Origin of the sequence: Xanthomonas sp. NCPPB 3569 (assembly GCF_041475645.2) — a bacterium.
Taxonomy (GTDB): Bacteria; Pseudomonadota; Gammaproteobacteria; order Xanthomonadales; family Xanthomonadaceae; genus Xanthomonas; species Xanthomonas phaseoli.
In genome coordinates, this window is record NZ_CM192969.1 from 425582 (window position 1) to 438412 (window position 12831).

A 12831-nucleotide genomic window follows, 5' to 3' on the forward strand; every position below is an offset into this window, starting at 1 on the left:
GACCTAGGCGCTGCAGCACCGCATCAGTGCACGCGTTAGCCGCATCGCGGTTGCGCAGCGCACGTGCCTGGCGGTCATTCCCCCTGGTTTGCTAGCCTGTTTCCGCGCTTTTTCGTTATCACGCGCCGCCTTCCGGGCGGCGTTTGCGTTTGATCCACTCATTGGAGTCGTTCGATGTCGCCTCGCCCGCTGGTTGTGCTCGGTTTGATTGGTCTGTTGGCCCCGTTGCTGTGCAGCGCTGCCGATGGTGCCGCGCAGCGGCTCTCGATTGCCGACGTGCAGGGCGAAGACAGCCGCAGCCCATACGACGGACGCGTGGTGGAGGTGGAAGGCATCGTCACCGCCGATACGCGCGTGGGGCTGGCCGGCCTGTTCGTGCAGCAGCCCGGGTTCGAACCGCGGCGCTCGCATGGCCTGTTCGTCACCGGGGCCGGCAATGCCGAGCTGGCAGTGGGCGACCGCGTGCGCATCGTCGGTACCGTGCGCGAGGTCTCGGCAGGTGGCGAGGCGAGCCTGACCAGCGTGGACGCCAGCAGCATCGAGCGGCTTGCCAGCGGCCAGCCGGTGCCGGTGCGCATGCTCAGCGGCCCACCGGCCAACTGGGAAGCGCTGGAAGGCGAACACGTGCGTATCGCCTCGCTCACGCTCAATGGCAGCGACCGCCTGGACACCTATGGCGAGCTGGTCGCCGCGTTCGGCGGACGTCTGTGGCAGCCGAGCGAGGTCGCGGCTGCCGGCACGCCGGCGTTCGCGCAGGTGCAGGCCGATAACGCACGCCGTCGCGTGTTGTTGGACGATGCGCGCAACGGCCGCAGCCCGAAGACGGTGTCGTATCTGCCGGCCGATCCGGTGTTGCGCAGCGGCAGCTTGCTCAAATCGGTCGATGGCATCGTCGATCAACGCTACGACGGCAACTACCGCATCCAGGTGCTGAGCCCGCTGACCTTGCCGGCGATGCCCACAGCCGTTGCACCGCAGGTGGGCGGCGATCTGCGTATTGCCTCGTTCAACCTCGAGAATTTCTTCAACGGCAATGGCCGTGGCGGTGGCTTCCCGACCAAGCGTGGCGCACGCACGCACGAACAGTTCCAGGCGCAGCTGGCCAAGCTGGTCGCCACCATCGTGCCCTTGGGCGCCGACGTGGCTGCGCTGATGGAAGTGGAAAACGACGGCAACGGCGCCGATGCGGCGGTATCGCAACTGGTGGCCGCGCTCAACGCCGCCGGCAAGGACAAGGATTGGCAGTTCGTCGATACCGGCAGCGGCCCGGGCGAGGATGCGATCCGGGTCGGCATCCTCTATCGCAGCTCGCAGGTCACCCCGGTCGGCAAGCCGGCCACGCTGACCGGCGGGCCGTTCGAGAACCACAGTCGCGTGCCGCTGGCACAGGCGTTCCGCAGTGTGCGCGGCGCCACCTTCGTGGTGGTCGCCAATCACTTCAAGTCCAAGGGCTGCGGCAACGCCAGCGGTGCCGACGCCGATCAGCAGGACGGCCAGGCCTGCTGGAATGCCACCCGTACCGAATCGGCCAAGCGGTTGCACCAGTGGCTGCAGACCGACCCCACTGGGGCGCAGACCAAGCTTGCCGTGCTGCTGGGCGACTTCAATGCCTATGCGATGGAAATGCCGATGCGCAGCCTGCGCGCCAGCGGCTGGCAGGACGCGTTTGCCGTGGCCGGCGTGAAGCAGCCCTACAGCTACGTGTACGACGGCCTGAGCGGGCGGCTGGACCATGCCTTGCTCAGCCCGGCGATGGCCAAGCAGCTGCGTGGCGCGGCCGAATGGCATATCAATGCCGATGTCATGGACGCGGCCGGCTACCCCAAGCGCAACCTGCCCGGGCCGTGGCGCAGCTCCGATCACGACCCGGTGTTGCTGGGTTTTTCGCTGTAGCGCTGCCAATCATGGCTGTGCAGGCTGCGTGCGTGCCTGGGCAAATCGGGGACGGGCGTGCTGCTGCAAACCGGGCGCTCATCGATGATTGCGTAGGCCGCCGTCAAGCCAGCGGACGCGGCGGACGAGGACGCGAAGGTGATCACGGCGGCAGCATGCTGCACGCCGACGCCGACGTGGTGCACGGCATGCATTGAGGTGTTCGAGCGCCAGCAGGGCGCGCATCGACCGGCGGATGCGTGTGCAACTTCACTTCCGCCTGGCGCCGCTCCAGCAATGGCGCCGTACGCCGAACGGCCGCTAGTTCGCGCACGCCCCATGTCGGCGACGCAGCCGCAGATTGAGCAGATGCGTGCTGGCCAGCAGCAGGCTGCCGGCGACCGTGACCGCTGTCTCCAGCGCATCGCCGACCAGACCGCTCGCTCCAATCACCAGCCCGGCTAGTCCGCACAGCGCCAGCACCCAGACCGGCGCCGGCAGCGCGTGCCGGCGATGCGTACTCCATAGCGCGTAGCCGCTCATCGGCACCGCCGCCGTGGCGAACACCACATGGACCCACTCGGCCCGGCTCCAGGCGCCCAGCAACGGCAGCGTGGCCGCCAGCAGCGGTAGGGCCAGGCAATGCAACAGGCACAACCCGGACAAGGCGATGGCCGAGCTGTCCAGCAGGGAGGCGGTGGCGCGCATTAGAAGCATCCAGTCGATTATTGTTATAGAGTAACACTTCTCTCCCGCCAGGCTCTCAGGATGTCTCTGTCCCCCAAGCGCGATGCGCGCCTTCCCGTCACCGTATTGTCCGGCTTCCTGGGTGCGGGCAAGACCACCTTGCTCAATCGCATCCTGCACAACCGCGACGGCTTGCGGGTGGCGGTGATCGTCAACGACATGAGCGAGGTCAACATCGACGCGCAGCTGGTTCGCGAGGGCGGCGCGGCGTTGCGGCGCACCGAAGAGACGCTGGTGGAATTCAGTAACGGCTGCATCTGCTGCACGCTGCGCGACGATTTGCTGCAGGAAGTGCGGCGGCTGGCCGAGCAGGGCCGCTACGACTATCTGCTGATTGAATCGACCGGTATTGCCGAGCCGATGCCGGTGGCAGCCACCTTCGCGGTGCGCGATGCCGATGGTTTCAGCCTGTCGGACATCGCCCGGCTCGACACCATGGTGACGGTGGTGGACGGCAGCCGTTTCCTGGAGGACTTCGGCTCGGCTGCCACATTGGCCGACCTGGGCCAGCAGGCCGGCCCGGACGACACGCGCGGGCTGGTGCAGTTGCTGGGCGAACAGGTGGAGTTCGCCGATGTGCTGGTGATCAGCAAGTGCGACCGCATCGACGCGCCGCAGCGGCAACGCCTTCGCGCCGTGCTGCGTGCGCTCAACCGCGACGCGGCAATCGTGGATGCCGCACACGGGGACGTGCCGCTGCAGCAGCTGCTGGACACCGGGCGTTTCGATTTCACCCGTGCGCAGCTGGCGCCGGGCTGGATGCAGGAGCTGCGCGGCCAGCACACGCCCGAGACCGAGGAATACGGCATCAGCAGCTTCGTGTACCGCGCACGCCGGCCATTCCATCCACAGCGCTTCGCGCGCATGGTGCACAGCGGCTTGCCGCAGGTGATCCGCAGCAAGGGCTTCTTCTGGCTGGCCAGTCGCATGGATTGGGTGGGCGAGTTGTCCAGCGTGGGCGGCGCCACCCAGACCAGCGCGGCCGGGTTCTGGTTCGCTGCGCGCCACCGTGTGGAGGCGCAGGCGGTCGGCCAGCCGCTGCAGACCAGCATTACGCCGCTGCCCTACACCGATATCGGCTGGCAGCGGCAACAGACGCAGTGCTGGACCGCGCCACTGCCGCAACCGCACGAGGTGGGCGATGCCAACGAATACGCCGCGATGCAGCGGCTGTGGCATCCGCTGTGGGGCGACCGCCGGCAGGAGCTGGCGGTGATCGGCGTGGACATGGATGCACCGCGTACACGCGCCGCGCTGGACGCGTGCCTGCTCAGCGACCAGGAACTACGGCAGGGGCCGGCGCAATGGCAACTGCTGGACGACCCGTTCCCGCACTGGGCGCGTTGACGCCAGCACTGCTGCTGCTTGCCAGGCGAGTTGCTGCCATCGGCAGCCTCATCGCGCTGGCGACATCCAAGTTTGAGGTCAACGGCGCGCCGTGTCGTGGCTGGCGCCGAGGCCTACGCGGGCACTAGCGCCCGCGCATGCTTGCGCGCAACGAGGAAGTGCTCAATAGAAATAGCCGTTTTCGAACTGCTCCTGTTGGGCATCACGTTCGCTCTGCTCCATTCGCGCACGCTCCTGCGCGGTCGTGGGAATGCTGTCCATCAAGCGTGGCGCACCCATCCGGTGCAACTGGTCGTCGGTGCGCTTGACGATCTCTTCCAGTGCCAGCACGTTGGTGTAGCCCTGCATCATGCGTTCCAGGCGTTCGATCTTGTCGGGCTCAGCACCGCTCTCCTTCAAGGATTCCAGGCGCCGCTGTGCGCGCGTGTAATACCTGGCCATCTTGGTCATGTCGATATTCTCGCGACGGACCGCAAGCAACGCACGGCGATTGGACTGCATCACATCCTGCTGGACCATGGCCAGCCGACTAGTGGTGGTTCTCGGTGCAGCGATCTTCTCCAATGGCGCCAGCGCCGCCAACATTCCATCGAGCTGCCGATCGCGCACGGCGTCGCGCTCGGCGATCAGGGCTGCACGCATCTCGAACACCGCTCGCTCTTCCGTGCCGGGGGCGCGGCGCTCTTTGTAGAGACGCTGCCTGATGCGGTGGCACTGCTCGTTCAGCGCGGCCAATTCCAGATTCATGTTGCGCACCGGGCGTGGCCGCCTGGACGGCGAGGGCCGCGCCGGTATCGCCGCGCTCGGGGATGCAGCCGGCGCCGGCCGCAGCGGAGGCGTTGGCTGCTGCGACTGCCGTAGCTGATCGCGCCGGGCTGCACTTGGAAGATGTTGTTGCCACGGTTGCCCGGGGCCGTCTTGAGGTCGCTGGGGGCGCTCTGCAGTGCGTGTTGTCGGCAGCGGCTGCTGTCTGAGCGTTGCGGTCTGCCTCGGTGCCCCACTGCGCGGCGCTGGCTTTGCGGTAGGCGCCTTCCATCGTGCCTCGACGCCCGCCTGCGGTCGCGTTGAGGGTGGGCTTATTTCGCGCCTGGCACCGTGATTTGCGGGTGCGGGTGCGGGTGCCGGTGCCGGTGCGATCTGCGTAGGCTGGCTCTGCGCCGTTTTTGTGGCTGGCGCTGTCATGCACATCAACGGCAGCTGTTTGCGTAGCGTTGCCAGCGACTTGCGTGCCGATGCCAGCATGCCTTGCCGCAATTTGGCCGCGCCCTGCGCGGTGCCGGCCTTGGGCGCGTAAGACAGTGGGTGCAACGACGGCGTGGCCGCAGCGGACGTTGTCGGATCGGTGGCTGCCGGATTGAGCGGCTCCGGGGCAACCGGATGAGTGCTGCGAAAGAACGAAGTCAGGCGCATCACAAACTCCCGCGGGAATGCACGCTCATGCTAGCGACCGCCAAGCGGCGCGGAAGGCCGATGGCGAACCGACGTCGCGCAGGCCGAAAGCCAGCGTCAACCCAGACCGATTCCCCAGGCGATCGCCGCGATGGCCGGTGCGGCCAGTGCCAGCCCCAACCAGCCGCGCGGGCCCAGGCGTTCGGCAAATCCTAATTTGCCCACCAATGCCCCCAACACGACCACACCCAGATTCATGCTGGCAAAGACGGTCGCCGGGCTGTGCGGCAGCAGCTGGTGCGCACGTACGTAACAGAGAATGTTGCCGAAATTGAGCGCACCCAACAGCACGCCGGCTAGCATGCTGCGCGTGCTCAGGCGTGCGCCACGTGTCCAACGCACGCTCTGCACGCCAAGCATCAGCAAGAAGGCCAGCGCAAAGCACAACGTCAACGAGGTCAGCGATGGTGTCCCGGCCTGCGCGATGTGCTTGAGCAGCAGGTCGATGAGCGCAAAGCCCATCCAGACGCCAATCAGCCAGGGCAGGCCGGTTGTGCTCGGCAGTGGATCGGTCGCGACGTGCTGGCGGGGGCGTCGCACGATGCACACGATGGCCACCATGCCTAGCGCAAGACCTGCCAGCTTCCAGCCATTGACCGGTTCGCCGAAAACGGTGAAGGCGGCGGCCAACGAGAGCACCAACGACAAGCGTTGCGCAACATCGGTGCGCACGATGCCGGCCACCGCGACCGACCGCGCCAGCACCAGGAAGATGGAGGGCAACGCCACGGCCAACAACAGCAATGCCAACCAGGGCGCGGTCGTGGAGCGCAGCGTGTCCAGCGCAGGATGCAGGACCAGCCAGGCCAGGAGTGCAGTAGTGGCGTAGTTCCAGGTAATGGCCTGAAACACGTCGATCCGGTGGCGTGGCGCAAGCTTCAACAGCACCGACACCAGGACACTGCAGACAACGGCAAACAGCAGAAAATGCATGGGCAACGCAACGAAGTGTGCAGGCAGGGCGATGAACGCGGCCGGCGGGGCGGCTATTATGCAGGCATGTCCAATCCTTCATTCCCCACCGAATCGGCTGCGTTGACCTTGGAGGGGCCGGTCGGCCCGCTGGATGTCGCGGTCGATCTGCCCGAGCCGGATGTTGCCGCACACGCGGTCACCGCCATCTTCTGCCATCCGCTCTCCACCGAGGGCGGCAGCATGCACAACAAGGTCGTCACCATGGCCGCGCGCGCGCTGCGCGAGCTGGGCATCACCGTGGTGCGCTTCAATTTCCGCAGCGTCGGCAATTCTGCCGGTGCGTTCGACCATGGCAATGGCGAGCAGGACGATCTGCGCGCGGTTGCCGACTGGGTGCGTGCGCAGCGGCCAGGCCATACGTTGTGGTTGGGCGGTTTCAGCTTCGGCGCATATGTTTCGCTGCGCGCCGCCGGCTCGCTCGAACCGCAGGTGCTGATCTCGATCGCGCCACCGGCCGGGCGCTGGGATTTCAGCGACATCCAGCCGCCGGCGCAATGGTTGGTGATCCAGGGCGATGCCGACGAAATCGTCGAGCCGCAAGCGGTCTACGACTGGCTGGACACGCTGGAACAGCAACCCGAGCTGGTTCGGATGCCCGATACCAGCCATTTCTTCCACCGCAAATTGATCGACCTGCGCGGTGCGATCCAGCATGGTGTCCGGCGCTGGTTGCCGGCCGCCGTCTGACCGCGGCACGGCCCACGCGTATCGCCAGGCGATGCGCTGTTGAGCGGTCCGGGCAACAGCCGGCGGCCCGCGGAGAATGCAATGAGTGAGATGACCCCGTCGCAGCGCTACGCCGCCGGCGTACAACGCGGCGATTGGCGCGCCGACCCTGCGCAGCAGGCGGCCCTGGCGGAGCTGGACCGCATCCACGAGGCGCTGGTGGACAGCGCGCAGGATGGTTGGCTGGACCGGCTGTCGGCATTCTGGAAGAAGCCCGAGCCGGTGCGCGGCTTGTACTTCTGGGGCGGTGTCGGACGCGGCAAGACCTTTCTGGTCGATCTGTTCTACGACGGCCTGCCGATCAAGCAGAAATACCGCACCCACTTCCACCGTTTCATGCGCGGCGTGCACGAGCAGTTGCGCGAACACGCCGGTCAAAGCGATCCGCTGGCACGCATCGCCCAGCAGTGGCGCGAGAACCTGCGCGTGCTGGTGCTGGACGAATTCTTCGTCACCGATATCGGCGATGCGATGCTGCTGGCACGCTTGCTAGAACGCCTGTTCGCCGAAGGCGTGACGCTGGTGACCACGTCCAACACCGCGCCGGAAAACCTCTATGCCAACGGCTTGCAGCGCGACAGTTTCATGCCGGCGATCGGGTTGTTGCAGAAGTTCTGCGTGGAGCTTTACGCCGAGGGCACCGAGGATTACCGCATGCGCGCGCTGACGCGCTCGCCGGTGTATCGCGCGCCATTGGATGCACAGGCCGACGACTGGCTTGCGCAGCGTTGGGCCGAGTTGAGCGGCAACGCCGAGGCGCGTGCCGGCAATATCGAAATCGAAGCGCGCAAGATTCCGGTGCGCGCACGCGGCAAGAGCATCGCCTGGTTCGATTTTGCTGCGCTGTGCGAAGGTCCGCGCGGACCTAGCGACTACATCGAGATTGCGCGCGAATTCACCACCGTCTTGCTGGGCGGCATTCCGCACTTCGACCGCATGAACGAAGACGCCGCGCGCCGCTTCGTCAACCTGATCGACGAGCTGTACGACCGCCATGTCAATCTGGTCTGCACTGCGCAGGACGCACCGCCGTCCTTGTACAGCGGCCAGCGCCTGGCCGGTGCGTTCGAGCGCACCGCTTCGCGCCTGATCGAAATGCAGAGCGCCGATTACCTGGCAACGGCGCATCGCGCGTGAGCGGATGATCGGTAGGCGAGGGCCTGCGCGATTGCCATTGCCGTGCATGTGCGGCAGTGGCACTGCACTGCCGGTGGAGTGATCGCTCAACATCGGCTGACGACGAGGGTCGGGGTTGTTGCTGGTGCGTCTTTCAATTCCTTCGTGGATCTAATGAGGCGCCGCGGGGGCTGCCGTGCGTATCCGGCCATCATGATGCGTGCAGCCAACATGTCACCGGCGGCTGGCCTCTTGCTTCCAGCGCTGACGCTGCAGCGCGACTGCGAAGGTCGCAGCTCCCAGTCAGCGTCCGAAGTTCTGCCGCGATGGCCGGTGGTCCCTCACGGAGCCAAGCCGCAGAGGGCATTCAGATAAATCGCTTGCAATTAGATCGTGCACTATGTAAATTGCAGCCATGGACACCACCGCCCGCACCGATGCGCTGCTGCAGCTCGACAACCAGCTGTGCTTTGCGTTGTATTCGGCCAACCTGGCGATGCACAAGCTCTACCGCGGCTTGCTGAAGGCGTTGGACCTGACCTATCCGCAGTACCTGGTCATGCTGGTGCTGTGGGAGACCGACGAACGCAGCGTGTCGGAGATCGGTGAGCGCCTGTACCTGGATTCGGCCACGCTGACGCCGCTGCTCAAGCGCCTGCAGGCGGCCGGGTTGGTGACCCGCACGCGGGCGGCCAGCGACGAGCGCCAAGTCATCATCGCGCTGACCGAGACCGGCCGCGCGTTGCGCAGCAAGGCCGGCGCGGTACCGGAACAGGTGTTTTGTGCATCGGCCTGTTCGTTGGACGAACTGCGTCAACTCAAGCAGGAACTGGAGAAGCTACGCTCCAGCCTTGGCGCCGGATGAGCTCCTGGCGCGTCCCTTTGCAACACGTCGTACACGATTCAATCGTCAACTATTGAACCCCTCATGCGCCCCTAGCGCTCACCCTGGAGAACCACCATGGCCTCACCCGAAAAAGTCCTCTACACCGCCCACGCCACTGCCACCGGCGGCCGCGAAGGCCGTGCCGTGTCCTCGGACAAGGCGCTGGACGCAAAGCTGTCCACCCCGCGCGAGCTCGGCGGCGCCGGCGGCGACGGCACCAACCCGGAGCAGCTGTTCGCGGCCGGTTACGCTGCCTGCTTCATCGGCGCAATGAAGGCCGTGGCCGCACAGGACAAGCTCAAGCTGCCGGGCGAAGTGAGCATCGACAGCAGCGTCGGCATCGGTCAGATCCCGGGCGGCTTCGGCATCGTCGTGGAACTGCGTATCGCCGTGCCGGGCATGGACAAGGCCGAACTGCAGACGCTGGTCGACAAGGCCCATCAGGTCTGCCCGTACTCCAATGCGACCCGCGGCAATATCGACGTCACCCTGACCCTGGCGTAATGCAGGTCAGGCCGTGATGCGCAGCGCGTGTCACGGTTTCCACAACGGCCCGGCGAATGCGTCGGGCCGTTGTGCGTTGTGGCTTGAGAAGATTGCTGGCTCGCGCGCGCGTCTCCAGGCAGGACGCGCCAGCGGGCACTTCGGCGTCGCCCGTGATGGCATGTGCCGCCCGCAGCGTACGCACCGTGTTGCATGGCGAGCGCAACGAGCAGACGCGCGCCAGGCAATACAGGCCGCTTAGCGCGTCGCCGTTGCCACCACGCTAGTGGAGGCCGGCGCATCCGGTGGCTGCGGATGCGCGTTGAGCTCCAGCATCTGCAGGCGCTCGCCATTGAAGCGGTACTCCAGCGCTTGCTGCACCGCGTAGAGCGCTTGCGCCTGCACACACAGGCTGCGGGCCTGGGCCTGGAGCGCGTCGCTGCGGCCCTGCATCTGCTGCTGCATCTGTGCATCCAATTGGTCGCCGCGGCGCTCCATCTGCGCAGTGCGTCCGGTCATCACCGTCCACATCACGCTGCGGGTGAGGCTGCCGGCCAGCGCTTCGGCGGCATGTTCGACCTTGGCTTCGAAGCGCTCGTCGAACAGCGCCTGCTCCCATCGCCCGCGTCCGAGGGTGCCCGCCACCTGTGCCCGTGCTGCCGTGCGCAATTGCTCGACCTTGCGTTGCTGGCGCGCGCTGCCGGACAGCACGTGCACCACGCCATCGAGCGCATCGAAGGTGATGTCGACCACCGACTGGGCGACCGCCGCCACCGCCGGCATCAACGCGCGTGTGCCTTGCTCCAGCTCGCGCAGGCGTTGCGCGTCGGCGGCGCTGACCGGCTGCGGCTGGCGATCCACGTTGAGCTCGCCACCGTGGAAAAAGATCTCGCGCGGCAGGCCCTGTTTGCGGCGCAGCCAGATGCCGCCGGTGTCTGCCAGCACATCGTAGGAGGTGCTGACATCGCATTGCTGCGAAGACAGCCGCGGGGCTGTGGCCTGGGCCTGCGCGGTGCAGGCCAGCAGCAGCCACAACGGTGCGAGAAACACGGTGCTGCGCATGGGAGTGGCCTTGGAATCGGGGTCTGCAGCATTGCGCGCGGTGCAGGTCGCCGCCATGGGAAGGAAGTCAGGGTGCCGTTGGTTCCCCCGACAGGCAGTGGCGGCGAAGCGTGAACCCGGTCGAGCATCGGCGCACTGACAGCATTCAAACGACTAGCTCACTTGATTCTCACGGCTGATGGTGTGAATTATGTTGCACAGCAGCATCGGAGCCACGCAATGCTCGACCCACGCATCGAAAAGGTAGACCTGGCGCTTACCGAGATCGCCCAGGACCCATCGGAAAAGGTGGCGCTGTGGCAATGGGCATGCCGCGAGATGCTGCACGAGACGCTGATCGGCATGCACCAGCTCTCCCACCTGGCCGGCATCGCCCGACAGGTGGCCAACGACTGGCGCGAGCCGGTGGATGTCATCGCACCTGCGAAGCCCTACCTGGCCGCCTCGGCGCTCGCCGACCGCCGTCTGCCACAGGTGCTCGACGGCTTGGGCAGCACACACGACGACAACGACCGCGCCACCCTGTGGCGGTTGCGTTATGCGAGCCTGATCGCCTCGACCCTGCAAGGCATGCAGGCGCTTGCCGAAAAGCACCGCATCGACCGCCAGGCGATGGTGATCGGACCGTTGAACTAGCGGCAATCGGTCCGCGCCCTCGGAATCCTGCGTGTCTTGCACTTAGCAGCCGACGTTTACGCGTCCGGCGGGACCGGCGCGCGCGATCGAACAGCATCACCGGATCATCTTCAACCCCAGGTTTCTACACGGATGGTGCATGACGGTCTGGTCTTGCGCGCAGGTCGCCGTGCGGCGCAGCCGCATTCCACCGTCTGCCAACAACGTCTCGCGCATGCGGGCCGCCGCCGGCCTATCAGGGCGATGACGGCGCAGCGACGAAAACGATCAGGCAGCTGTTCGTCTGAATCGAAGTGCGTTCATCTCGCTCCCACAACAGGCGGGCGCCAACCGCGCCGATACCAGAAAGTCTGCCTTGCATTGGTTCGGGCGCTGGTGACAAAACGCTTCAGCCTTGCGTGAGGAGTTGGCGCCCAACTCAGGGGCGGGCGACCCAATGCATCCAGGCGTGCTGCGTCTTTCAGGATTGCTGACGTCGTGCGCGGGGAGACCGGCTGTGCGTCATCCAGCCCATAGGCTTGCCGTGCAGCATCGGCGGCCAGAGCCTTACGCGTCCGCGGCGCGAGCTCCTGCAGCCGCTGACGCGTACGTTCGGCCAGATCGGGGCCGATGACCGAAATGGTGCCACAGCGATGGCGAGGTTCGGGCGGAGCGAGAATGCCACTCTCCACGCCGCGCAGGTGGGCATGGAACTCGGTCTGCGGATCCTCGATTTCGGCCTGCAATGCGTTGGTCCTGGCCAGCGCATCGATTGCCTGAGGCTTTTGGAAGCGTTCAATCACATCGGTGGATGTTCCGTATGTTCCGACCCAGCGCGAATCCCTGAGCAGAACCGCCGGACCATCTGACCACGAGTCGAGAACGACGGCGGATTCCGTTGCCTCGGCCGAGCCCGGGGGCTGGTACAGCGCGTACATATGGGCCCGCTTGTGATCACAGATGTTCATCATCTGCCCGCCAACCTCCATGCAGACCGCATGCCGGCGCGTGTTGATCGCCGCGTTTTGGTCACAATTGCCTGCGCCGACAGCCAGCGCGCAACCTGCCATCAAATTGATGTCGTGTTTACCGGGCCAGTAACACAGGAAACTGTAGGACAGGTAGCTATAGGTGGAGCTAAGCCCGTTGCTGATCCGAAAATCGCTCTCGGAATTACCTCGGCCATGATGCAAGGCCAGCCGCACCTCGTGCACCGTCTCCGTCGCATCGGCCAGGCGTTGACGGTCGCGAACGTCTTCGATGGGTCTGCCGCTGAGGCGCATGCCGAGTTGGTAGGCGGCTTGCTGAACTTCGTGCGGCTGCAGGGTCGGTTCCCGGGAGCGCCGCCGCCTTGCACGGGGAACGCCGAGTCTCGCCAAGCCCTGCAGGCTAGGCGGCACCGATGGATCGGGTAAAGGCGTGGGGGCGGTGATCTGTTCTGAGGCAGGGCTTTCGGGATGCTCCGGTGACGCTGCCACGCTCGACCCCGACATTGCCGGCTTTGAAATGCATAGTCCCATGTCGCTCTCCGATCATGAACCCCGCACCCAGTG

General features: G+C 66.0%; 12 protein-coding genes. 7 read left to right on the plus strand and 5 right to left on the minus strand.

Annotated elements, in window-relative coordinates; all coding sequences use genetic code 11:
* The first annotated feature begins 174 nt into the window (after window positions 1-174).
* Entirely contained in the window at window positions 175-1893 is a 1719-nt protein-coding gene (locus ACCQ03_RS01680; RefSeq protein WP_209227532.1) for an ExeM/NucH family extracellular endonuclease, read from the plus strand.
* A gap of 300 nt (window positions 1894-2193) precedes the next feature.
* Here the strand turns inward: ACCQ03_RS01680 and ACCQ03_RS01685 are convergent, their stop codons facing one another.
* Entirely contained in the window at window positions 2194-2589 is a 396-nt protein-coding gene (locus ACCQ03_RS01685; RefSeq protein ID WP_139790984.1) for a MerC family mercury resistance protein, read from the minus strand.
* 51 nt (window positions 2590-2640) lie between these two features.
* On the opposite strand from ACCQ03_RS01685, the gene ACCQ03_RS01690 reads away from it, so the two are divergent.
* Window positions 2641-3966 (plus strand): GTP-binding protein, encoded by a 1326-nt coding sequence (locus tag ACCQ03_RS01690; RefSeq protein ID WP_057679109.1) that lies wholly within the window; start codon window positions 2641-2643, stop codon window positions 3964-3966.
* A gap of 162 nt (window positions 3967-4128) precedes the next feature.
* Here ACCQ03_RS01690 and xopR read toward each other — a convergent pair whose 3' ends face one another.
* On the minus strand, window positions 4129-5376 hold the full coding sequence (gene xopR / locus ACCQ03_RS01695; RefSeq protein WP_280514372.1) for a type III secretion system effector protein XopR: 1248 nt from the start codon (window positions 5374-5376) through the stop codon (window positions 4129-4131).
* A 96-nt stretch (window positions 5377-5472) separates the two neighbouring features.
* Window positions 5473-6348 carry an EamA family transporter gene (locus ACCQ03_RS01700; RefSeq protein ID WP_209227536.1) on the minus strand — a complete coding sequence of 292 codons (876 nt, stop codon included), beginning with the start codon at window positions 6346-6348 and terminating at the stop codon, window positions 5473-5475.
* Between the two features lie 66 nt (window positions 6349-6414).
* On the opposite strand from ACCQ03_RS01700, the gene ACCQ03_RS01705 reads away from it, so the two are divergent.
* The 4 genes from ACCQ03_RS01705 to ACCQ03_RS01720 all read left to right on the plus strand — a co-directional run bounded on the left by ACCQ03_RS01705 (window position 6415) and on the right by ACCQ03_RS01720 (window position 9622).
* Window positions 6415-7077 (plus strand): alpha/beta hydrolase, encoded by a 663-nt coding sequence (locus ACCQ03_RS01705; RefSeq protein ID WP_209227538.1) that lies wholly within the window; start codon window positions 6415-6417, stop codon window positions 7075-7077.
* Between the two features lie 81 nt (window positions 7078-7158).
* A complete protein-coding gene (gene zapE, locus ACCQ03_RS01710) occupies window positions 7159-8253 on the plus strand; it encodes a cell division protein ZapE (RefSeq protein ID WP_039574062.1) in 1095 nt (364 codons plus the stop codon).
* 394 nt (window positions 8254-8647) lie between these two features.
* Entirely contained in the window at window positions 8648-9097 is a 450-nt protein-coding gene (locus tag ACCQ03_RS01715) for a MarR family winged helix-turn-helix transcriptional regulator (RefSeq protein WP_209227540.1), read from the plus strand.
* Between the two features lie 96 nt (window positions 9098-9193).
* Window positions 9194-9622 carry an organic hydroperoxide resistance protein gene (locus ACCQ03_RS01720; RefSeq protein WP_003488682.1) on the plus strand — a complete coding sequence of 143 codons (429 nt, stop codon included), beginning with the start codon at window positions 9194-9196 and terminating at the stop codon, window positions 9620-9622.
* A gap of 237 nt (window positions 9623-9859) precedes the next feature.
* Here ACCQ03_RS01720 and ACCQ03_RS01725 read toward each other — a convergent pair whose 3' ends face one another.
* Entirely contained in the window at window positions 9860-10720 is an 861-nt protein-coding gene (locus ACCQ03_RS01725; protein WP_057687042.1) for a DUF2884 family protein, read from the minus strand.
* A 162-nt stretch (window positions 10721-10882) separates the two neighbouring features.
* Between ACCQ03_RS01725 and ACCQ03_RS01730 the strand changes: the two genes are divergently transcribed.
* Window positions 10883-11299, plus strand: coding sequence for a hypothetical protein (locus ACCQ03_RS01730; protein ID WP_057679469.1), 417 nt, complete (start codon window positions 10883-10885; stop codon window positions 11297-11299).
* Between the two features lie 299 nt (window positions 11300-11598).
* On the opposite strand, the gene xopE is transcribed toward ACCQ03_RS01730, so the two are convergent.
* The gene (gene xopE, locus ACCQ03_RS01735) at window positions 11599-12798 is read right to left on the minus strand and encodes a XopE/AvrPphe family type III secretion system effector (protein ID WP_209227542.1); all 1200 of its coding nucleotides are present in this window, start codon (window positions 12796-12798) and stop codon (window positions 11599-11601) included.
* Window positions 12799-12831 lie beyond the last annotated feature (33 nt).

Excerpts from the sequence above, each read along its gene's own strand:
- ACCQ03_RS01700 (WP_209227536.1), bottom strand. The coding sequence starts at position 6,348 with ATGCATTTTCTGCTGTTTGCCGTTGTCTGCAGTGTCCTGGTGTCGGTG.
- ACCQ03_RS01680 (WP_209227532.1), top strand. The coding sequence starts at position 175 with ATGTCGCCTCGCCCGCTGGTTGTGCTCGGTTTGATTGGTCTGTTGGCC.
- ACCQ03_RS01685 (WP_139790984.1), bottom strand. The coding sequence starts at position 2,589 with ATGCTTCTAATGCGCGCCACCGCCTCCCTGCTGGACAGCTCGGCCATC.
- zapE (WP_039574062.1), top strand. The coding sequence starts at position 7,159 with ATGAGTGAGATGACCCCGTCGCAGCGCTACGCCGCCGGCGTACAACGC.
- ACCQ03_RS01705 (WP_209227538.1), top strand. The coding sequence starts at position 6,415 with ATGTCCAATCCTTCATTCCCCACCGAATCGGCTGCGTTGACCTTGGAG.
- ACCQ03_RS01715 (WP_209227540.1), top strand. The coding sequence starts at position 8,648 with ATGGACACCACCGCCCGCACCGATGCGCTGCTGCAGCTCGACAACCAG.
- ACCQ03_RS01730 (WP_057679469.1), top strand. The coding sequence starts at position 10,883 with ATGCTCGACCCACGCATCGAAAAGGTAGACCTGGCGCTTACCGAGATC.
- xopR (WP_280514372.1), bottom strand. The coding sequence starts at position 5,376 with ATGCGCCTGACTTCGTTCTTTCGCAGCACTCATCCGGTTGCCCCGGAG.
- xopE (WP_209227542.1), bottom strand. The coding sequence starts at position 12,798 with ATGGGACTATGCATTTCAAAGCCGGCAATGTCGGGGTCGAGCGTGGCA.
- ACCQ03_RS01725 (WP_057687042.1), bottom strand. The coding sequence starts at position 10,720 with ATGGCGGCGACCTGCACCGCGCGCAATGCTGCAGACCCCGATTCCAAG.
- ACCQ03_RS01690 (WP_057679109.1), top strand. The coding sequence starts at position 2,641 with ATGTCTCTGTCCCCCAAGCGCGATGCGCGCCTTCCCGTCACCGTATTG.
- ACCQ03_RS01720 (WP_003488682.1), top strand. The coding sequence starts at position 9,194 with ATGGCCTCACCCGAAAAAGTCCTCTACACCGCCCACGCCACTGCCACC.